Annotated in this window: 15 protein-coding genes; 4 read left to right on the top strand and 11 right to left on the bottom strand. The window is 70.6% G+C overall.

Annotated features, from left to right (window positions below; genetic code table 11):
• Positions 1–88: 88 nt before the first annotated feature.
• A complete protein-coding gene (locus MQH31_RS00970) occupies positions 89–2,329 on the top strand; it encodes a HelD family protein (RefSeq protein ID WP_243010602.1) in 2,241 nt (746 codons plus the stop codon).
• Between the two features lie 36 nt (positions 2,330–2,365).
• On the opposite strand, the gene MQH31_RS00975 is transcribed toward MQH31_RS00970, so the two are convergent.
• From MQH31_RS00975 to MQH31_RS00990, 4 genes are all read right to left on the bottom strand, one after another.
• Positions 2,366–2,746 carry a CHY zinc finger protein gene (locus MQH31_RS00975; protein WP_243010603.1) on the bottom strand — a complete coding sequence of 127 codons (381 nt, stop codon included), beginning with the start codon at positions 2,744–2,746 and terminating at the stop codon, positions 2,366–2,368.
• 10 nt (positions 2,747–2,756) lie between these two features.
• Entirely contained in the window at positions 2,757–3,644 is an 888-nt protein-coding gene (locus MQH31_RS00980) for a DsbA family protein (RefSeq protein WP_134534310.1), read from the bottom strand.
• Positions 3,645–3,747: 103 nt separating this feature from the next.
• The gene (locus MQH31_RS00985) at positions 3,748–5,133 is read right to left on the bottom strand and encodes a GNAT family N-acetyltransferase (protein WP_243010604.1); all 1,386 of its coding nucleotides are present in this window, start codon (positions 5,131–5,133) and stop codon (positions 3,748–3,750) included.
• 33 nt (positions 5,134–5,166) lie between these two features.
• Positions 5,167–5,802 (bottom strand): LacI family DNA-binding transcriptional regulator, encoded by a 636-nt coding sequence (locus MQH31_RS00990; protein ID WP_243010605.1) that lies wholly within the window; start codon positions 5,800–5,802, stop codon positions 5,167–5,169.
• A 314-nt stretch (positions 5,803–6,116) separates the two neighbouring features.
• Here MQH31_RS00990 and MQH31_RS00995 point away from each other — a divergent pair, with 314 nt between their 5' ends.
• Positions 6,117–7,229: a LacI family DNA-binding transcriptional regulator gene (locus tag MQH31_RS00995; RefSeq protein ID WP_243010606.1), complete on the top strand. Its 1,113-nt coding sequence runs from the start codon at positions 6,117–6,119 to the stop codon at positions 7,227–7,229.
• On the top strand, positions 7,226–8,152 hold the full coding sequence (locus MQH31_RS01000) for an aldose 1-epimerase family protein (RefSeq protein ID WP_243010607.1): 927 nt from the start codon (positions 7,226–7,228) through the stop codon (positions 8,150–8,152). The genes MQH31_RS00995 and MQH31_RS01000 overlap by 4 nt, the downstream gene beginning before the upstream one ends.
• Before the next feature lie 130 nt (positions 8,153–8,282).
• Here MQH31_RS01000 and xylB read toward each other — a convergent pair whose 3' ends face one another.
• The 6 genes from xylB to MQH31_RS01030 form a co-directional block, all read right to left on the bottom strand.
• The gene (xylB, locus tag MQH31_RS01005) at positions 8,283–9,713 is read right to left on the bottom strand and encodes a xylulokinase (RefSeq protein WP_243010608.1); all 1,431 of its coding nucleotides are present in this window, start codon (positions 9,711–9,713) and stop codon (positions 8,283–8,285) included.
• A gap of 320 nt (positions 9,714–10,033) precedes the next feature.
• Positions 10,034–11,227, bottom strand: a complete 1,194-nt coding sequence (xylA, locus tag MQH31_RS01010) for a xylose isomerase (protein ID WP_134534299.1) — start codon at positions 11,225–11,227, stop codon at positions 10,034–10,036.
• Between the two features lie 209 nt (positions 11,228–11,436).
• The gene (locus MQH31_RS01015) at positions 11,437–13,833 is read right to left on the bottom strand and encodes a beta-xylosidase/alpha-l-arabinosidase (RefSeq protein ID WP_243010609.1); all 2,397 of its coding nucleotides are present in this window, start codon (positions 13,831–13,833) and stop codon (positions 11,437–11,439) included.
• A 2-nt stretch (positions 13,834–13,835) separates the two neighbouring features.
• Positions 13,836–14,654, bottom strand: coding sequence for a carbohydrate ABC transporter permease (locus tag MQH31_RS01020; protein WP_134446835.1), 819 nt, complete (start codon positions 14,652–14,654; stop codon positions 13,836–13,838).
• Positions 14,654–15,571 carry a carbohydrate ABC transporter permease gene (locus tag MQH31_RS01025; RefSeq protein ID WP_243010610.1) on the bottom strand — a complete coding sequence of 306 codons (918 nt, stop codon included), beginning with the start codon at positions 15,569–15,571 and terminating at the stop codon, positions 14,654–14,656. Before MQH31_RS01025 ends, MQH31_RS01020 begins: the two co-directional genes overlap by 1 nt.
• Before the next feature lie 10 nt (positions 15,572–15,581).
• A complete protein-coding gene (locus MQH31_RS01030; protein WP_243010611.1) occupies positions 15,582–16,889 on the bottom strand; it encodes an ABC transporter substrate-binding protein in 1,308 nt (435 codons plus the stop codon).
• Positions 16,890–17,024: 135 nt separating this feature from the next.
• Here MQH31_RS01030 and MQH31_RS01035 point away from each other — a divergent pair, with 135 nt between their 5' ends.
• Positions 17,025–18,053 (top strand): LacI family DNA-binding transcriptional regulator, encoded by a 1,029-nt coding sequence (locus MQH31_RS01035; RefSeq protein WP_134534291.1) that lies wholly within the window; start codon positions 17,025–17,027, stop codon positions 18,051–18,053.
• Between the two features lie 81 nt (positions 18,054–18,134).
• Here MQH31_RS01035 and MQH31_RS01040 read toward each other — a convergent pair whose 3' ends face one another.
• Positions 18,135–19,727 carry a glycoside hydrolase family 43 protein gene (locus tag MQH31_RS01040; protein WP_243010612.1) on the bottom strand — a complete coding sequence of 531 codons (1,593 nt, stop codon included), beginning with the start codon at positions 19,725–19,727 and terminating at the stop codon, positions 18,135–18,137.
• Between the last annotated feature and the right edge of the window lie 133 nt (positions 19,728–19,860).

The following is a 19,860-nucleotide window of genomic DNA, read 5'->3' on the forward strand; positions in this document are numbered from 1 at the left end:
AGTGACCGGCGGAACGGTCACTCTCGACCGGAAAGGAGCACCCAGCCGCGTCGGGTAAACTCGAATGTCGGATTTGAGGGGTGTTTCGGTGGTGGACCTGGAGCTTGAACGGGAACAGAACTACGTGGCAACGCTGTACGCGCGTCTCGACGCGCTGCAACGGGAGGCCGAGGACCAGCTGACGGCGGTGCGGCTGCTCGACGTCGGCGGGAATCACCAGACCCGCTCCGAGCGGGACACCTTTGCGCGCCTCTACGAGGACCGGATCGTGCAGTTGCGGGAGATCGACGACCGGCTGGCGTTCGGCCGGCTCGAACTGGCCGCGGACGACGCGAGCGGCGACTCCGTCTTCCGCTACATCGGCAGGGTCGGACTGCGCGACGAAGACCTGCAGCCGATGCTGCTCGATTGGCGGGTGCCGCAGGCGAGCGCGTTCTACCAGGCGACGGCCGCGACCCCGCTCGGAGCCAGGTCCCGGCGTCACCTGCAGTCCAAGGGGCGGACCATCGTCCGGATCGAGGACGAGATCCTCGACGCCGAACTCCTCGGCGGAGACCCCTCCGAACATCAGGGTGAGGGCGCGCTGCTCGCCGCGCTGACCGCCCAGCGCACCGGGCACATGCCCGACATCGTCGCGACCATCCAGGCGGAACAGGACCGGATCATCCGCTCTGACCTTGCCGGAGTACTCGTCGTCCAGGGCGGGCCGGGGACAGGCAAGACCGCCGTGGCGCTGCACCGTGCGGCCTACCTGCTCTACACGCATCGCGATCGCCTGAAGCACAACGGCGTGCTCATCGTGGGGCCGTCCCGCTCCTTCCTGCAGTACATCGAGGCCGTCCTGCCGTCCCTCGGCGAGACCGGAGTCGTGCTCGCGAGCGTGGGGCAGCTCTACCCGGGCGTCGAGGCGACCCGTGAAGACGCCCCGGCGGTCGCGGCGCTCAAGGGCCAGGCCTTCATGGCCGCGCTCATCGCCCATGCCGTGCGCTCCCGGCAGCGCATCCCGGTGGGCAGCCGGCAGCTCGAGGTCAACGGCGACAAGCTGACCCTGACCCCGCAGCTCGTCGCGAACGCGATCGCCAAGGCCCGCGAGGGCGGCAAGCCGCACAACCTTGCGAGGGTCACCTTCGTGAAGACCGCGATCGGCGCGCTCGCGCGGGATTGGCTGCGGCAGTTGCAGCAGGGCGGCGCCTCGATGGACGAGAGCGACCTGCCGATGCTGCGCGAAGACCTGCGCCTCGCCCAGGACGTACGCGTGGCTCTCAACACGGCCTGGTTGCCGCTCACCCCCGAGAAGCTCGTGCAGGACCTGTATGCGCGCCCGCAATGGCTCGCCGAACTCACCCCCGGCTGGACCGCCGAACAGCGCGCGCTGCTGCACCGGGCCAGGGACGTGGAGTTCACGATCGCCGACATCCCGCTGCTCGACGAGGCCGCGGAGCACCTCGGCGAGTACAACGTCGTCGACGTCGCGCTCAAGCGCGAGCAGAAGGAACAGCGCAAACGCGACATCGAGAACGCCGAACTCGCGATCGCGAATATGGACGTCAAAGGTCTCGTGAACGCGCGCGCCCTCGCGGACAACTTTGCCGAGCTCGGCGACCGGGCCACGACCGCCGAGCGCGCGGCCGTCGACCGCACCTGGACGTACGGCCACGTCGTCGTCGACGAGGCGCAGGAGCTATCGCCGATGCAGTGGCGGCTCTTGCTGCGGCGCGGGCCGCGCCGGTCGTTCACGGTCGTCGGCGACATCGCGCAGGCCGCATCCGCTTCGGCCTCCGGCAGCTGGAAGGAGGCCCTCGCCCCCATCCTCGATGCCTCCCTCGAGGCCGGGCGCTGGCGCCTCGAGGAACTCACTGTGAACTACCGCACCCCGCGCCAGATCGCGACGGCGGCCGAGGAGATGGCGATCGCGCACGGCCTGCCGGTGACGCCATCGCGTGCCGTGCGTGCGAGTGAATGGCCGATAGCCGTCGAAGCGGATGTCGCGACAGCGGTGCACCGCGAACGCGCGCTTCACGCCGGCGGCACGCTCGCCGTGATCGCGGCAGACACGGCGCTCGAGGTTGTCGGGGAGGAGCTCGGGGCGGAGTTCGGGGACCGGGTCGGACTCGGTGCCCTCGGTCTGACCCGGGAGATCGCTCTGCTCGGGCCCCGCGACGCGAAGGGCCTCGAGTTCGACGCCGTGATTGTCGTGGATCCCGCCGGTATCGTGGCCGCCTCGGAGCGCGGAGCCGGAGCGCTGTACGTCGCCATGACCCGCGCGACGCAGCGCCTCTACCTGGTCGCCGACCTGGGGTCCCTGCTGCCCGCCGGCCTCACCCGCTGACCCGCAACGCGCTGACACCTCAGTTGGAGAACCGGGTCAGGGGCGGGGAGACTCGAAGTACAGGTGGGCGTGCGCCCGGCAGCCGTCGTTGAAGGGCGCCGTGCAGTGCGGGCACCGCGTCGCCGAGCGGTAGTCGGTGATGCTGAGGGTGCGCCGGCAGACCCCGCAGAGGATCGCCTGCTCTGTCCACCGCGCGACCGGCCACTGCCGCGCGGCATGGTCGGCCGCGGCGGCGTGGCAGAGGTGGCAGGGGTAGAACCGGTCGCAGCAGTAGAAGCGGATCGCGACGACATCCGCTGACGTCTTGTAGTGCACGCACCGCGTCTCGTCGTCGACGGTCTCGCCGAAGACTGTGAAGACCTCGAGGCCCTCGAGGTCCGTCCCGCCTGACCGTTCCCGACCCGGCTGCCGCTGCACGAGCTGCCGACTACTTCTTGGCGGCTGCGGTGACCTGGTCCTGAACGAAGGTGGAGAAGACCGTCGCGTCGGTCAGGGAGCCGGTGTACGCGACGCCGTTCACGAGCACGGTCGGGGTTCCGGCGACCTTGGTGAGTGTCGTCGAGTTGGGGAGCGGGCCGGCGAGGGCGCGCTTGGTCGCGTTGCCGACCCAGGACTTGAAGGTGCCGTCCGTGATGCACTTCGCGATGCCGGCATCCGTGGCTCCCGCCGTCGTGACCAGACTCGCGAGTTCCTGGTCCGTCAGGCCCGCGGTGCTCTCAGCCGGCTGTTTGGCGAACAGGGCGGCGTTGACGGCCGGGAATGCGGCCGGCTGGGAGTTGGCCACGCACACGGCGGCGTTGGCGGCACGGGTCGAGTACTTCGTCCCCGCGGAGTTGGCGTCGAGGATGGAGATCGGGTGGAACTCGAGCGTCGCGTTGCCCGCGGTGACCCACGAGTTGATCGCGGTGCCGTTGGTGGCCTCGAACTGGCCGCAATACGGGCACAGGTAGTCGGCGTAGACGACGATGTTCGCGGTGCTCGTGAGCTTCGTCTGGTCGGTCGCGATCGGTGCGGCGTCCGCGGCGAGGGCGACCGTCGGGACGGCGGTGAGCGTGGTGCCGTCGCCGGTGAGCAGCACGCCGTCGCTCGCCATGTTCAGCGGGCCGGCCGCGGCGGGGCCGTTGCTGTTCACGATCACGAGGGCGACGACTACGGCGATCGCAACGAGTCCGGCGCCGATGCCGCCCCGCAGGAACAGCTTGTTTCGCTTGTCCTTCTTCTGCTGGGCTTCACGCATCAGGCGGGCGCTCTCCCGTGCCGCGTCGCGGCGGTCCTTCTTCGGGGGCGTGCCTTTGCCGGGGAGGTTGCTGTTCATAGACCCTGTACACCGTTTCGTCGCGAGTGACTTATCGAATCTAGGTTAGATCCTCCACCTCCACGCCCCGTGCCATCGGGCTGGGAGCCAGCTGTGAGGAACGTTAGAACCAGGTACTGAGGTGCGGCGGCGGCCCGGTGCGGAATGCGGCGTCGAGGCGAGCAGCCGCATCCGTCGTCTGCTCGGTGACTCGCCCGGCGCGGCTCAGCACGACGGCGCTCGGTCCGCCCAGGTAGAGGGCGGCGAGGTCGGCGACCGACAGGGTGAGGTGGGCGGCTACCGCAGGGGCGGCCTCGCCCGCGGCGAGCGGATGCGCCGACCCGGCGCCGTCTGAGCCGACCGTGAGCAGGAACTCGCCCCCGGCGATGCCGAGGTCGTCGGAGACATCGAGGCGGAAGACACCCGGTGCGGCGTACCGACGGCGCTCGAGTGCGGCGGGAACGTCGAGGAGGCGCAGCCAGAGGTGGTCGCGTTCGTCTGACGCGCGCACGGCGCGGGGATTCTCGAGCTGCCAGGCGAGCGGCTCCGCGATGTTCCGGAGTGGGGCGGAGACCTCGCCGATGAGGTCGAGGTCGAGCAGGAAGCGCCACAGGGCGGTGTATGCCGCGTCGGTCGCCGCGACGAGGTCGACGAGGTCGAGCCGACCGGGATAGGCCTCGCCCTCGAGGGTGACGCTGTACACCGCGAAGCCCTGCGGCCGGCCGGTCGGGTCGTCGAAGCGCACCATCTGCCGCGTCGGAGCGCCCATGGTCGGCGGGACCGGTGCGACCGATGTCGTGGGCTCGACGGTCGCCGGGGTTGTGAGCCCCAGGATCTGGTCCCAGAGACTGTCGCGGCGGTCGACGTCGCCGGCGCCGCGCTTCCTGGCGGCCTCGAAGATCGCCGGGGCGTCGTGACGCAGCGACTCGGGCGTCACGAAGTGCAGCCGCCCCGTGCCTTCCGGGGCCGTCGGAGCCGGCCGGGCGTCCCCGGTCGTGATGGCGATGCTCGCCTGGTACGCGGCGGGCCCGAAGCCGTACCGCGCGTAGATGGTGGCCTCCGACACGGTGAGCATGGCGAGCGGCAGCCCGAGCCGGTGCGCGGTGCGGAGCTCTGCGGTGAGCAGGGCGCGGGCGAGGCCGCGGCGACGGTGCGTCGGCGAGACGGTGACCGAGCTGATCGCCCAGGCCGGCAGGGTGCTGCCGCCGGGGACGCTCAGCCCCATCGGCCAGGACCGGACCGTCGCGACCGGGGTGAGCGGATCGGCTGCGGTCGCGTCGAGCACGGCCGTCACCCGATCGCCCGCCGTGTTTGCCAGACGGCGGTCGAGTTCGCCGGCGTCTGGTGCGGCCTCGTGGAAGCCGCGCGCGGTCGCGCGGTGCCAGTGTCGCCGGGCACCGGTGTCGTCGGCCCCGATCAGGCGCAGGTCGAGGCCGTCGGCCGCGAGCCGGGCCGCCGATTCCTCGTCGATGGGCGTGCGTGCGAAGTCGGGTGCCGTGTAGTCGTTCACGGCCCCACTGTACTGGCCGGGGACCGGCCGGAGTCAGCTCGCGACGGTCCCGGCCGGCGTACCGGGCGCGGGGGTCGGTGCGACGAGGGCCCGTGCGACAGCCGCGCGACCGACGGCGGCGAACCGCTCCGGTCCCGCCTCGGCGCCGAGTGCGCCGCGGGGCACCGTCGCGAACGCGAGGGAACGCTCGCCGAGCACGATCACCCGGCCGCCGCCGGCTTCGAAGGAGCTCAGCTCCTCCGTGAGCGGAGTGCCGTCCGCATCGCCGGGAGACGGCGGTCCGGCGAGGATCAGGATCCGGGGGCGTTGCCCGCGCAGGGACCGCACGAGTGCGAGTTCACGGTCGGGGTCGCCGGCCGTGACGGTGACGGTCACGGTGAGTCCGGCATCCGCTGCCGCGTCGATCACGCCGGACGCGAGGAACGCATCCGGCGGGTCCGCGATGTCGGTCACGACGAGGGCGACCGTGCGGGTGCTTCCCGTGGCCACGGCCTGCGCCGAGAGGTTGGGCGTGTAGCCGAGTTGGGCGGCGGCGGCGAAGACCCGGTCGCGATAGTCGCCGTTGACGGTCCGGGAGCTGCCGTTCAGGGCACGCGACGCGGTGGCGAGGGACACGCCGGCCGCGGTGGCCACGTCGAGCAGGGTGGGTAGCCGGGATGACGGACTCATCGGTCCATCCCCTTCCTGGGGACTGGCGGGCCGGGTCGCGGTTCGGGGCGCGGTTCGGCAGGTGTTTGTCATTGTGGCACGCCGGGCGCGGGGATGGCGCGTGCGGGCCTGAGACTCTCCTGCGGAACCGGGAAATCACCCCTGGCTGCGGGGCGTCCGGGGGGAGACGGGCATCGATGGGTCGAGCGGCCTGACCCCGAGCGTCACCGACCGACGCGATCGGCCCGGATCCCTCCCACCGCCTGCCATACAACGTTGTACTATGCGAGGAGACGAACGCTGTCGCGAGCGTCGCCCGAAACGGAAGGGCCTCCATGGTGGCAACACTGCACGATGTGGCGCAAATCGCCGGAGTGTCGATCAAGACCGTCTCCAACGTCATCAACGATCACCCCCACATCCGCCCGGCCACCAAGCAGCGGGTGCTCGAGGCCATCGCCGAGCTCGACTACCACCCCAATCTCTCGGCGCGCAGCCTGCGGTCCGGCCGGACCGGCATGATCGGCCTCGCCCTCCCGGAGCTGTCGCTGAGCTACTTCGCCGAGCTTGCGGATGCCGTGATCCGGTCGGCGGAGCGCCACGGCGTCACCGTGCTGATCGAACAGACCGGCGGAGACCGGGACCGGGAGATCGGCCTGCTCTCGAGCCCGCGGCGGCAACTCACCGACGGCCTGATCTTCAGCCCCCTCGGCCTGGGCAACGACGACGCGGACTTCCTGAAGGTCGGCTACCCGCTCGTGCTGCTCGGCGAGCGGGTCTTCGGCGGCCCGACCGACCATGTCACGATGCGGAACGTCGACGCGGCCCGTGCCGCCACCGAACACCTGATCCGGCAGGGCCGCCGCCGGATCGCCGTGGTCGGCGCCCACGATGGCGAGGTGATCGGCTCGGCCGGCCTGCGCCTGCGCGGCTACCGGGAGGCCCTCGACGCCGCAGGCATCCCCTTCGACCCCGCCCTGCTCGGCTTCACGACCCTGTGGCACCGGTCGAACGGCGCGACCGCGATGCGGGAGCTGCTCGCCTCCGGCGTTCAGTTCGACGCCGTGTTCGGGCTCAACGACACCCTCACCCTCGGCGCCATGCGGGTGCTCCAGGAGGCCGGCCTGCACATCCCGGAGGATGTCGCGACGATCGGCTTCGACGACCTCGACGAAGCGCAGTACAGCCTCCCGACGCTCTCGACGATCGACCCCGGTCGCGAGGAGATCGCCGAGACCGCCGTGCGCATCCTGCTCGAGCGGATCAATGCCACAGACCCCGCGTCACCTCCGCGGGAGATCCTCGCGGACTTCCGCGTGATCGAACGCGAATCGACGGCGACGCACGGCGGAGCGGGGGAGCGGATGCGGGCATCCGCTGCTGCCGGAACCGTCGGTGAGATCGGTGCGAGCGCACCGGCGCCAGCCGGAGTGACGGCCCTGTCATGACGAAGCCGGGAACGCCGAGCGGGGCGCAGCACGAGATCACGGGGCACGGCTACCGGGCCGTCGTCACCGAGGTGGGGGCGTGCCTGCGGCTGTTGCAGTTCGAGGGCCGCGACCTCGTCGTGGGTTTCGGCAAGGACGAGGCGATGGTCAACTTCCGTGGCGCGCTCGCCGCGCCCTGGCCGAACCGGATCGCCGACGGCCGCTACCCGGCGGACGGGGTGCTCGAGCAGCTGCCGATCAACGAACCGACGCGGGACTGCGCGCTGCACGGGCTCGTCTTCGACCGGGACTGGCGACTGCTCGCGCAGGCGCCCGACTCGGTGGTGCTCGGCCTGCGGCTGCCCGCCGGCGTCGGCTATCCGTTCCAGCTCGACCTCACCGCGCGGTACGCGCTCGCCGCGGACGGGCTGACGACGACGATCGAAGTGCGCAACTCGGGAACGGGAACGGCGCCGTACGGCGTCTGCCCGCATCCGTACCTGCGGGCGGGGGATTCGCCGCTCGACAGCTGGACTCTCACCATCCCGGCCGACCGGTTCCTCGAGGTCACACCGGACCGGCTGCTGCCCGTCGGAGTCGTGGACGTCGCGGGCGGCGACCTGGCCTTCGACTTTCGGGATCCCCGGGTGCTGGGCACGACGGAGATCGACCACGCGTTCACGGGCATCCTCCGGGACTCGAGCGGGCTCGCGACCCTCGAACTACGGGAGGCCGGCGGTCACGGCGTGGCCATGAGCTTCGGGCCGGAGTGCCCGTGGCTGCAGGTGCACACCGCGGACCTGCCTCTCCCGGGGATCACCCGGATCGGCCTCGCGGTCGAGCCCATGACCTGCCCGCCGGATGCGTTCAATTCCGGCATCGACCTGATCCGCCTCGCGCCGGGGGACACCCACGAGGCGAGCTGGCGGATCAGCGCCCTCTGACGGCCCCTCCCTGCCGCGTTCCGAATTCAGGAGTTGACGAGTCTGCGGGCAGCGTCGCCGCGGAATCCCGCGGGCGCGATCTGCCCAACCCCGGCGTCTCCTGAATTCGGAACAGGGGGAGGGACCGGGGTCAGGCCTCCACGCGGTGGGCGGCGTACTGCGAGCGGATGACGGGGCGGAAGTCGGTCTCCGGCGCCGCGGCGATCGAGATCCGCCAGTCCGGCCGCGCTCCCGTCAGCGTCCACGCCGCCTGGACGGCTGCGCCGTCGGCGACGTACTCCCCGGGGGCCGGGATCACGACGGGGCTCTCGAAGAGCTGCGCCGCGATGCTGCGGACCGCCGGGTTCTGCGCGGCGCCGCCGATCAGCAGCACCCGGGAGACGACGACGCCCTGGCCGCGCACGGCTTCGAGGCCGTCGGCGAGCCCGCAGAGCAGGCCCTCGATCGCCGCGCGGGCGAGGTTCGGCCGGGTCGTGGACGCGAGGGTGAGCCCGAACAGGGTCGCGGTCGCGTGGGGCAGGTTCGGGGTGCGTTCGCCTTCGAAGTACGGCTGGAGCACGAGTCCGTTCGCGCCGGGCTCCGCCTCGAGGGCGAGCCGGCCGAGTTCGTCGTGGTCCACGCCGAGGAGTCCGCGCACCGCGTCGAGTACCCGCGCTGCATTGAGCGTCGCGACGAGGGGGAGGAACAGCCCGCTCGCGTCGGCGAACCCGGCGACCGTGCCCGTGGCATCCGCCGCCGGGCTCGTGGTCACGGCGAAGACGGTGCCGCTCGTGCCGATCGACACGATGACGTCGCCGTCGCCGGCGCCGAGACCGAGGGCGGCGCCCGCGTTGTCGCCGGCTCCCACGCCGACGACGATGCCGGCGGGCAACCAATTCGACGGAGCGAGCGCGACCGTCTCTCCGGCGAGCTCGCCGGGGCCGAGTACCCGCGGCAGCACGGCCGAGTGGCCCAGGGCGCGTTCGAAGAGGTCGAGGTCGTACTCGCCGGTGCTGGGCGACCAGTAGCCGGTGCCGCTTGCGTCGGAACGGTCGGTGGTCAGCTCGGTCAGGTCGGGGCCCAGGGGGCTCTCGTCGGCCGGGCCGAAGCCGCGCAGCCGCCAGGTGAGCCAGTCGTGGGGGAGGGCGACGGCGGCGACGCGGGCGGCGTTGGCCGGTTCGGCGTCGCGCAGCCAGCGCAGCTTGGTCGCGGTGAACGAGGCGACGGGAACGAGTCCGGTGCGCCGTGCGTACTCCGCGGCGCCGACCTCGTCGATGAGCTCAGCGGCCGCGGGGGCGCTGCGGGTGTCGTTCCAGAGCAGGGCCGAGCGGATGACGCGGCCATCGATGTCGAGGACGACCATCCCGTGCTGCTGGGCCGCGATCGAGATCGCGGCGACATCGCCCAGTCCGCCGGCGTCGGCGACAGCGGCCTGCAGGGCCTCCCACCACTTCTGCGGGTCGACCTCTGTGCCCTCCGGATGCGCCGCCCGGCCGGTGCGCACGAGCGCGCCCGAATCGGCGTCACGAACGACGACCTTGCAACTTTGGGTCGAGGAATCGACTCCGGCAACCAGTGTCATGACTACATTCTCCGCTTCGAGAGGGGGTGAGGTGCGAGTGAGGTACGGGTGTGGGCGGGCCCCGGTGGCTAACTCAGGAAGAACCGGATGCCGGTGGCACGGTGCCGCGGAATTCCGCGGCTTCAGACCGGGCCGGCCGGTGGATTTCCTGAGTTAGCCACCACGGCGGCCGGGTACTGCGGGTGCTTCGGGAGGGGCGGGTACTGCGGGAAGTGCGGGTGCTGCGGGGCGAGCGAGTGCGAGGCAAACGCGCCCCGGCCGGTTTGTCGCGCCCCCCAGGTGAGCGTGACACGCCGGCCGGGGCGCGCGGGTGTGCGGTGCTAGTTGCGGGCGCCGAGCAGGTGCTCGAGGGCCAGCTGCTGCAGGCGGACGAAGCCGAAGCCCTTGCCACCGAAGTACGCGTCGGTGTCGAAGTCCTCGTAGGAGGCGCGGTCGGCGAGCAGGTCGTCATAGGTCTCGCCTTCGCCGAGGGTCGGCAGCGCGAGGTCGGGCACCTTGGCCGCGGCGAGCATCTGCTGCACCTCGGGGTCGGCACGGAAGGACGCGGCGCGTTCCTTGAGCAGCAGGTAGGTCTGGATGTTGGCCTTGGCGGAGTCCCAGACGCCCGTGATGTCCTCGGTGCGGCTCGGCTTGTAGTCGAAGTGGCGCGGGCCTTCGTAGGTCTGGCCGCCGTTCGGGCCGCCGTTTTCGAGCAGGTCGACGAGGGCGAAGGCGTTGTGCAGGTCGCCGTGGCCGAAGACGAGGTCCTGGTCGTACTTGATGCCGCGCTGGCCGTTGAGGTCGATGTGGAACAGCTTGCCCTGGTACAGCGCCTGGGCGATGCCGGCGGCGAAGTTGAGCCCGGCCATCTGCTCGTGGCCGACCTCGGGGTTCACGCCGACCATTTCGGGGCGCTCGAGGGTCGTGATGAAGGCCATCGCGTGGCCGATCGTCGGCAGCAGGATGTCGCCGCGGGGTTCGTTCGGCTTCGGTTCGATCGCGAAGCGGATGTCGTAGCCCTTGTCGGTGACGTAGTCGCCGAGCAGGTTGACGGCCTCACGGTAACGCGAGAGGGCCGAGCGGATGTCCTTGGCCGCGTCGTACTCTGCGCCTTCGCGCCCGCCCCACATCACGAAGGTCTTCGCGCCGAGCTCGGCCGCGAGGTCGATGTTGCGCAGCACCTTGCGGAGTGCGAAACGGCGGACGCTGCGGTCGTTCGAGGTGAAGCCGCCGTCCTTGAAGACGGGCTCGCTGAACAGGTTGGTCGTGATCATCGGGATGATCAGGCCGGTGTCCGCGCAGGCCTGCTTGACGCGGTCGATCTGCGACTGGCGCTTCTCTTCCGTGCAGCCGAACGGGAACAGGTCGTTGTCGTGGAACGTCAGGCCGTACGCCCCGATTTTCGCGAGATTCTCCACTGCGTCGACGACGTCGAGCGGCGGACGGGTCGGCCCGCCGAACGGGTCGGCTCCGTTGTAGCCGATGGTCCAGAGGCCAAAGGAGAACTTGTCTGCGGGAGTGGGCGTGATGGCCATGAGGTTCCTTGTCTGTCAGCGACGTTGATGATTTGTTGTATCTATAAACATATTAGGGGAAAAGCGGATGCGGCGCTACCGTTCCCCGACAATCGGTGCGACCCAGAATGGGCTGGTCGCGCCCACTGTTGCCAGTGCCGCCGAGTGTCGCCGTTGTAGGGGCGACACTCGGCGAGAACGGCGACGAACGGTGGGCGGGCGGCGGCGGGTCAGCGCGGGGCGACGGTCGCCGCGGCCACGAGGACGCGGGTGTGGTCGACGATGCGCACGGGGCCGGTGAGCCGCAGGGCGAGAGTCGCGGCGAATGAAGCACTCGAGCGCCCGAGCCGCAGCTCGAGGGCCCCTGGTTCGACGATGCGGTCGCCGGCCCTGCCCGTGAATGCGGCGAGGTCGGCGTGCACCGCGAACTCGACCTGTGCGCTCGCACCCGGGTCGAGCTCGACCCGCGCGTAGCCGATCAGCCGGTTCACCGGGCGCACGACCGAGGCGACCGGGTCGTGCAGGTAGAGCTGCACGACGTCCGCTCCCGCGCGGGCGCCCACGTTGGTGACCGTGAGCGTGACCGTTGTCGCGGCATCCGTGCCGATCGAGGCCGCGCCGATCGAGGCGTCGGTCCACTCGAAGTCGCTGTAGCCGAGGCCGTGGCCGAACGGGAAGCGCGCGGTCGGGTCGAGGTTGGAGACCTCGTTCCGGCTGCCGAGCGGCGCGGCGAGGTACCCGCCCGGCTGGCCGCCCGCACGGTTCGGTACGCTCACGGGCAGGCGGCCGGACGGGTTCACCCGGCCGCTGATCACGCCGGCGAGTGCGCCGGCACCCTCCTCGCCGGGGAAGAACGACTGCAGCACGGCCGCGGCCCGGTCCGGTGCGTCGTGCAGGAAGTACGGGCGACCGGCGACGAGCACGGTCACGACGGGGGTTCCGGCCGCGAGGACCGCGTCGAGCAGCGGCCACTGCCGGCCGGGCAGCTCGAGCGACTCGGCGTCGCAGCCCTCCCCGCTGGTCCCGCGCCCGAACAGGCCGGGACGGTCGCCGAGCACGACGATCACGAGGTCGGCGTCTGCGGCGGCGTGCACCGCGACGGCGATGCCCGTCTCGTCGGTCCCGTCCACGGTCACGCCGGGGGAGTACGTCACGGTCGCCGCGGGGTATTCGAGGCGGATGGCCTCGAGCACGGTGCGGATCTCGATGCCGATCGGCACCTCGGGGTGCAGGGTGCCGACGTGGCCGGGGAACGAGTAGCAGCCGAGCAGGTTGAGCGCGTCGTCGGCGTTGGGGCCGACGACCGCGATCCGCACGCCTGCGGCAGCGGATGCCGGTGCGACCGGTAGCAGCCCGTCGTTCGTGAGCAGCACGACCGATTGCTCGGCGATCCGGCGCGCGACGCTCCGGCTGGCGGCGGGATCGAGGTCGACCCGTCCGCGGACGGCCTCGACGTCGGCGAGATCGAGGTCGGTCCAGCCGGCGGGGAGCGCGGACCAGTCCGCGTCGAGCAGGCCGAGGTCGAGCTTCTGCAGCAGCACGCGCCTCGCGGCACGGTCGATGTAGTCGCTCGAAAGCCGCCCGGCCTCGATCTCGGCGAGGAGCGGTTCGGCGAAGGTCTTGACGGTCGGCAGCTCCACGTCGACGCCGGCGCGCAGGGCCTGCGCCGCGGCATCCCCCCAGGTCTCGGCGATCGAGTGCAGCGTCTTGAGGAAGGCGATGCCGAAGTAGTCGGCGACGACCGTCCCGGTGAAGCCCCAGGTGTCGCGGAGGAGCCCGGTGAGCAGGGTCGGGTCTGCGGCCGTCGGCACGCCGTCGATGTCGGTGTACGCGTGCATCACGGAGCGGACCCCGCCCTCGCGCACCGCCATCTCGAACGGCGGGACGAGCACGTCGTTGAATTCGCGGCGGCCGATCGAGACCGGGGCGAGGTTGCGACCGGCCTTCGACGCGGAATAGCCGATGAAGTGTTTGAGGGTCGCGACGATGCCAGCGGATTCGAGGCCGCGCACGTAGGCGGTCGCGATGGTGCCGACGAGGGTCGGGTCCTCCCCGATGGTCTCCTCGACGCGGCCCCAGCGGGCGTCGCGCACGACGTCGAGCACGGGGGCGAGGCCCTGGTGCACGCCGACGGAGCGCATGCTCGCGCCGATGCGGCCGGACATCTCCTGCACGAGGCCGGGGTTGAAGGTCGCGCCCCAGGCCAGCGGCACCGGGTATGCGGTCGCGCCCCACGCGGTGAAGCCGGCGAGGCATTCCTCGTGGGCGAGGGCGGGGATGCCGAAGCGGCCGGCCGAGACGATGCGGCGCTGGCTGCGCACGAGCGAGACGACGCCGACGGCGGCGTCGACGGGTCCGGAGCCGAACGGCCGGGTCAGCTGGCCGAGGCCGTGCGGCAGGAGGGCGTCGAGGTCGAGGGCGTCCTCCATGTCGTGCTGGTACGGGGCGACGCCGCCGCCGTCGTTGGAGGCGCCGACCCAGACGCCGTAGAGCTGGGCCACCTTCTCGCGCAGCGTCATCGCGGCGAGGAGGGCGTCGACGCGCTCGGCGGGGGAGCATGCCACGTCCTGCCAGGCGGGCGTTGCGGCGTCCGCCTGGGACGGAACGGGGGACAGGGTGTCGGTCATTGTTACTTTCCTCCGACGCCCATGAGGCCCTGAACGAGGGCGCGCCGGGCGAATAGGTACACGAAGAGAACCGGGAGCATCGAGAGCAGCACGGCCGCCATCAGCCCGGGGATATTGACGCCGTACTGCGACTGGAAGTCGAACAGTCCGAGGGTGATCACCTTGGTCGAGGCCGACTGGGTCAGGATCAGGGGGAAGAGGAACCCGTTCCAGGCCTGCAGCGCGGAGAAGACGATGATCGTCGAGATGCCGCTCTTGGAGAGGGGCAGCACGAGCTGGAAGAAGCTGCGCATCGGCGTCGCGCCGTCCATGGCCATGGCCTCGTAGAGCTCCGGGGTGATGTCGCGCATGCTGCCGGTCAGGATCAGGGTGCAGATCGGCAGGCAGAACGCCGCCGTCGGCAGGATGATGCCGATCAGGCTGTCGTAAAGCCCTGCGACCGAGATCAGGTAGAAGATCGGCACGATGACGGCCTGGGCCGGGATCGCGAGCCCGAGGAGGAAGGTGCGGAAGATCAGCGAGATGCCGCGGCTCCGGCTGCGGACGACCGCGTAGGAGAGCGGCGGGACGACGAGCACGACGATCGCGACGACGCTCACCGTGACGATGACGGTGTTCCACACGTAGGTGAGGAAGCCGCCCGTGACGAGGGCGCCGAAGTTGTCGAGCGTGAACGAGCTCGGCAGGGAGAGCGGGCCGGCGGATGCGTAGCCCTGCTGAGTCTGGATCGTCGCCGTGACCATGACATAGATTGGGACGAGGACGATCAGGAGCCAGATGATGCTGCCGGCACCGGCGAAGTAATTCGGTCTGGGCTTCATCAGATGCCTTCCTGGGCGCTGTTCATCTTGTCGTAGCCGGTGGCCCTGACCATGATGAGCGAGATGGCCGTCGCGATGACCACGAGGACGAGCGCAATCGCGCTGCCGACGCCGAAGTCGAACGACTGGAACGCCTTCCGGTACATGTAGTACGGCGTGATCGTGGTGTCGGTGCCCGGCCCGCCCTTGGTCAGGATGAGCACGGTGTCGAAGGTGGTGAGGCCGCCGACGACCATCAGAATGCCGGAGGTCACGATGGTGTTTCGGAGCTGCGGCAGGGTGATGCTGAAGAACTTGCGCATCGTGCCTGCGCCGTCGATCTCGGCGGCCTGGTAGAGCACGGGCGGGACCGACCGGGCCGCGCCCTGATAGAGCAGGGTGTGCAGGGGAGTGAACTGCCAGGCGCCGACGAAGGTGAGCACGGCGATCGCGCCGGCCTGGCTGCCGAGCAGGTTGCCGTCGCCGCCGAAGATCCCGGCCAGCTGGCCGGGGATGCCGAAGTTGGGGTCGAGCAGGGCCCGCCACAGCACGGAGACGGCCGCGGAGGAGAGCAACAGCGGGATGAAGTAGATCGCGGAGAGGACGGCGCGGTTCTTCTGCTGGCCGGCGGCCCAGACGCCGAGCAGGATGCTCAGCGGGGTCTGGATGACGACGCCGAGCAGGGTGAGCAGGGCGCTCAGCCAGAGGCTCTGCATCATGACCTTGTCGCCGAGGAGCTTGTTCCAGTTGTCGAGTCCGTTGAACTCGGGAGAGCCGAGGCCGCTCCAGCTGGTGAAGGACATCACCGCGACGCCGATGAGGGGGACGATCGCGAAGAGTGCGAAGAAGACGGTGGCGGGGAGGGCCCAGGCGAAGCCCGGGCGGCCCACGTTGGGGCCGCCCGAGTGCCGTGAGCGCCCGGTGGTTGGACGCTTCATGTTCAGTTACCTAGAGTGCCTGCATCGCGGAGATGAATCCCGCGACGTCGAGCTTGCCGGTGAAGAACTGCGAAACCGCGGTCTTCATGTCGGCGGACGCCGACTGGGGGTATGCCTGGTCCCAGGACAGCTGGAAGGCGGGGGCATCCTTGACCAGGTTGAACTGGAAGGTCGCGTATGCCGGGTCGGCGGCCTGGTCGAGGAACTTCTCGGTCGTGGTCGTCGTGGGAAGGTTGCCGATGCCGAGCTGCGCCTGGACGAACTCGTCGGAGTACATCAGCTTCAGGAAGTCGCGGGCGGTGTCCGGGTAGCGGGTGGCCTTGATGACCGAGTAGTAGTTGTTCGTGTTTCCGACCAGGTCTGCGCCGTCACCCTTGCCGTCGGCGATCGACGGGAAGCCGGTGTAGCCGAGGTTGGTTTCGGTCCACGCCTTGTCCGCGGTCTGCTGGGTGGAGTACTCCCACGAGCCCATGAGCTCGAACGCGGCCTTGCCGGTGCGGAGCAGTGCGGGCGAGCCGCCGTCGACGAAGCTCACGGAGTCGAAGTTGGTGCCGAAGGCGCCCGCGTCGATGAGGGTCTTGAGCTTGGTGAGTGCTGCCTTGCCGTCAGCGGAGTCCCAGACGGTGGTGTCGCCGCCGATGGCCTTCGTGAGGAGGTCGGGGCCGGCAACGCGGTCGAAGAGGTACTCGAACCACATCAGGGTCGGCCACTGGTCGGCGCCGCCGAGGGCGATCGGGGTGATGCCCTTGGCGGTGAGGACCTTGACGCTGGCGAGCAGGTCGTCCCACGTCTTCGGGGCGGTGATTCCCGCATCCGTCAGGACCTGCTTGTTGTTGAACAGGATGACCGGCTGGGTGCCGCGCATCGGGATGCCGTACGGCACCCCGTCGATCGCGGCGGCGTTGAAGACGGAGGGCAGGAAGCTCGACTCGAGGGCCGGGTCCGTTTTGATCATGTCGGTGAGGGGGAGGAGGAGGTTGGCCTTGACGAACGGCTGGATGCTGCCGCCGCCCCAGTTGAAGAAGACGTCGGGCGCCGCGTCGGTGCTGATGATCGTCTGGAGCTTCTGCTGGTAGTTCGCGCCGGGGATCCGGTCGAGGATGACCTGGACCTTGGAGGTGGCGTTGAATTTGTCGACCATGGCCTGCTCGACGGTGTTGCCGGCATCTCCGTAGACGGCGACGTGGATGACATTTTCCGGTCGGTTGCTGTTTGCTGTGTTGCCTCCCGCGCCGGAGCACGCGGAGAGCGTGACTCCCAACGCGAGTACTGCGGATGCGGCGACGGCTCGCTTGAGCCACCTGCTCGTGTTCGACATTGAACGCCTCTCGAAAGTTTCGGCGAAGTTGCCGAAAGTGATTAGGATGACTGGAGTCTATGGCGCAGGTTTTGTTGCGTCAAGCTACAAACCAAATGGATGCACGGGGCCGAGGCTTCGGGGAAGAATGAGCCCATGTCGATCGTCGAAGAAGGCCGGGAGAGCCCGGACCGCGTGACCCTCTCGGCGATCGCCGCGCTCGCGGCCGTGTCGCTCTCCACCGTGTCCAAGGTGCTCAACGGGCGCGGAGACGTCGCCCCGGCGACGCGCACCCGGGTCGAGGACCTGCTCTCCCGCAACGGGTACAGCCGGCGGGGCGATGCCGCGGCCTCTGCCCCCCTGCTCGAGCTCGTCTTCCACGAACTCGAGAGCGTCTGGGCGATCGAGATCATCCGCGGTGTCGAGCGCGTCGCGCGGGCGAACGGGCTGAGCATCGTGCTCACCGAGAGCGGCGACCGGCACGCACCGTCCGTGGAGTGGATCGACGGCGTGATCGCACGCAACCCCGTCGGGGTGATCCTGGTCTTCTCCGACCTCTCCGGCGAGCAGAAGCAGAAGCTCGCGACCCGCGGCATCCCCTTCGTCGTCGTCGACCCGGCGGGCGAGCCGACCCCCGACGTGCCCTCGATCGGGTCCGCGAACTGGTCAGGCGGCCTCGCGGCCACCCGGCACCTGATCGACCTCGGGCACACCCGGATCGGCATGATCGGGGGACCCGTCGACATGCTCTGCTCGATCGCCAGGATCGGCGGCTACCGGGCAGCGCTCGACGCGGCCGGCATCGCCTATGACGCCTCCCTCGTGCTCGACGGCGACTTCCACCCGGAGGGCGCCCGGGTGCGCGCGGTCGAGCTGCTCGAGCGGCCCGACCGGCCGACCGCCATCTTCGCGGGGAGCGACCTCCAGGCGATGGGCGTCTACGAGGCGGCGCGGGCGCTCGGGTTGCTCATCCCGGCCGATCTCTCGGTCGTCGGCTACGACGACCTCCCGCTCGCACGGTGGGTCGGGCCGCCGCTCACGACGATCCGGCAGCCGCTCACCGAGATGGCGGAGGCCGCGGCGAACCTCGCGGTCAGCATGCGGCATTCCCCCGGCGGCACCGTGCAGCGGATGGACCTCGCGACGAGCCTCGTCACCCGCCAGAGCACGGCCCCGCTCGCCTGACGAATTCGACGGACTTTGTGGGTTTTTTGCGCGTGAGAGCGCGTGTGAAGCGCTTTCCGGGCAAAATCTCCGTCGAATCGGTCAGGGGAGGGGCGCGTAGTCGAAGGCGGTGATCGTGACCGGGTGACCGGGTTCGCCGCTCACGAAGGGCCCGACGAGGGTGCCCACGAAACCGCCGGCGCGTTCGGTCGTCAGGAGGGCGGCATCCGTCAGGGCGACGAGGCTCGTCACGCCGGCGACCGTGACGGAGAAGGCGACTCCCGCCGCGGACAGTTCGGCGCTGAGGCCGAGCACGGCACCCGCCGCGACGTGGCCGAGCCGCATGCGGCCGAGGACCGTGTCGACCCCGGCCTCGCGCGCGATCGCGGTCACCGCCCACCCGGCCGGCGCATGGGCCAGCTCGATGCGCAGCCCGAAACCGTCGCTTTGCCGCAGGGCGAGGCCGGCCGTGACCCCCGGGTGCGGCAGCACCAGGTGGATGCCGGCCAGCAGGTCCGGATGCCGCAGCCGGTACCCGAGGAATGCGGTTGGTGTCCTCGGCGCGGGAGGCGGTGTCGACGTCGACCCGACCGCGCCCGTGTCCGCGCCCGTGGTCGTGGCCGGCGGAGGCGACTCGAGGTGCAATCCGTCCGCGGCGGTGTGTGCTCCCGATGCTGGCCCGCGCACGCCGAGCCAGTGCGCAGCGAGCGGCCCCGGCGGGAACGTGTCGTGCAGGTCGGCCGGGGTGGGTGCATCCGCGCTCGTGAACGGCGTGCTGCCGCGCTCGCCGAGCCGGCCGGCGCCCGGGTTGACGACCGGCCAGCCGGACTCCCACCCGACGGGTGCGAGAAAGGTCTCCCTGCCGAGCAGATGCCCGCCGTCCCTGACCCGGACGCCGAGGGCGAGGGCCCACCAGGAGCCGTCCCCGGCTTCGACGAGGTCGGCGTGACCGACGTTCTGCACGCTCGCGGTGGCTCCCAGCTGGCGGTGGCTGAGGATCGGGTTGCCGGGGTTGCCGACGTACGGACCCGTGACGACGCGCGATCTGGCGACCGAGACGGCGTGGTTCCGCTCGGTGCCGCCCTCCGCGGCGACGAGGTAGATCCACCCGTCGTGCGCGTAGAGGTGCGGGCCTTCCGCCCACACGGCACCCGCGACCGCGCCAGTCCAGAGGATGTGCTCCTGGCCGAGGAGCCTCCCGGCGACCGGGTCGAGCTCACGGAGCCAGATCTCGGTCTGGCCGGGGTATGCGCCGGGTTCGGCCAGGCGGCAGCCGGCCCACCAGGCCCTGCCCTCGTGGAAGAAGATCGTCGGATCGATGCCGCGTGCGCCCTCGAGGAAGACCGGATCGGACCACGGGCCCGCCGGGTCGGTCGCGGTCAGGAGGAACGACGCGTCCGCTCCGCCGCCGACGACCGTGCAGGCGAGGAAGAACACGCCGTCGTGGTGGCGCAGGGTCGGCGCGTAGAGGCCACCGGAATCCGGTACCCCGGCGAGGTCGAGCAGGGCGGCCTGGCCGGGGCGGTCGACCGCGTGACCGACGGGCGTCCAGGTGACGAGGTCGGTGCTCGAGTGCAGCGGGAGGCCCGGAAAATACTCGAAGGACGAATTGGCGAGGTAGTACGTGTCGCCGACCCGGCAGACCGAGGGATCCGGGTACATTCCGGGCAGGACCGGATTCGTGAAGACCGTCATGCTTGACCACCCTAGTGATCGGACCGACGGCAGCCGTGCCCCGCGGCCCGGTTTAGTCGATTCTCGCAACAAATCGACGAGTGGGTGGTTCTGGCCCGGTGCTGCATGGGCCAGACTGTGCGTCAAGACATTT

The sequence above is a fragment of the Cryobacterium zhongshanensis genome (assembly GCF_022760445.1).
Classification (GTDB): domain Bacteria; phylum Actinomycetota; class Actinomycetes; order Actinomycetales; family Microbacteriaceae; genus Cryobacterium; species Cryobacterium algoricola.

Coding starts and splice junctions, on each gene's coding strand:
- MQH31_RS00980 (WP_134534310.1), bottom strand. CDS start 3,644: ATGAACAGCAACCTCCCCGGCAAAGGCACGCCCCCGAAGAAGGACCGC.
- MQH31_RS00990 (WP_243010605.1), bottom strand. CDS start 5,802: ATGAGTCCGTCATCCCGGCTACCCACCCTGCTCGACGTGGCCACCGCG.
- MQH31_RS00995 (WP_243010606.1), top strand. CDS start 6,117: ATGGTGGCAACACTGCACGATGTGGCGCAAATCGCCGGAGTGTCGATC.
- MQH31_RS01000 (WP_243010607.1), top strand. CDS start 7,226: ATGACGAAGCCGGGAACGCCGAGCGGGGCGCAGCACGAGATCACGGGG.
- xylB (WP_243010608.1), bottom strand. CDS start 9,713: ATGACACTGGTTGCCGGAGTCGATTCCTCGACCCAAAGTTGCAAGGTC.
- xylA (WP_134534299.1), bottom strand. CDS start 11,227: ATGGCCATCACGCCCACTCCCGCAGACAAGTTCTCCTTTGGCCTCTGG.
- MQH31_RS01015 (WP_243010609.1), bottom strand. CDS start 13,833: ATGACCGACACCCTGTCCCCCGTTCCGTCCCAGGCGGACGCCGCAACG.
- MQH31_RS01020 (WP_134446835.1), bottom strand. CDS start 14,654: ATGAAGCCCAGACCGAATTACTTCGCCGGTGCCGGCAGCATCATCTGG.
- MQH31_RS01025 (WP_243010610.1), bottom strand. CDS start 15,571: ATGAAGCGTCCAACCACCGGGCGCTCACGGCACTCGGGCGGCCCCAAC.
- MQH31_RS01030 (WP_243010611.1), bottom strand. CDS start 16,889: ATGTCGAACACGAGCAGGTGGCTCAAGCGAGCCGTCGCCGCATCCGCA.
- MQH31_RS01035 (WP_134534291.1), top strand. CDS start 17,025: ATGTCGATCGTCGAAGAAGGCCGGGAGAGCCCGGACCGCGTGACCCTC.
- MQH31_RS01040 (WP_243010612.1), bottom strand. CDS start 19,727: ATGACGGTCTTCACGAATCCGGTCCTGCCCGGAATGTACCCGGATCCC.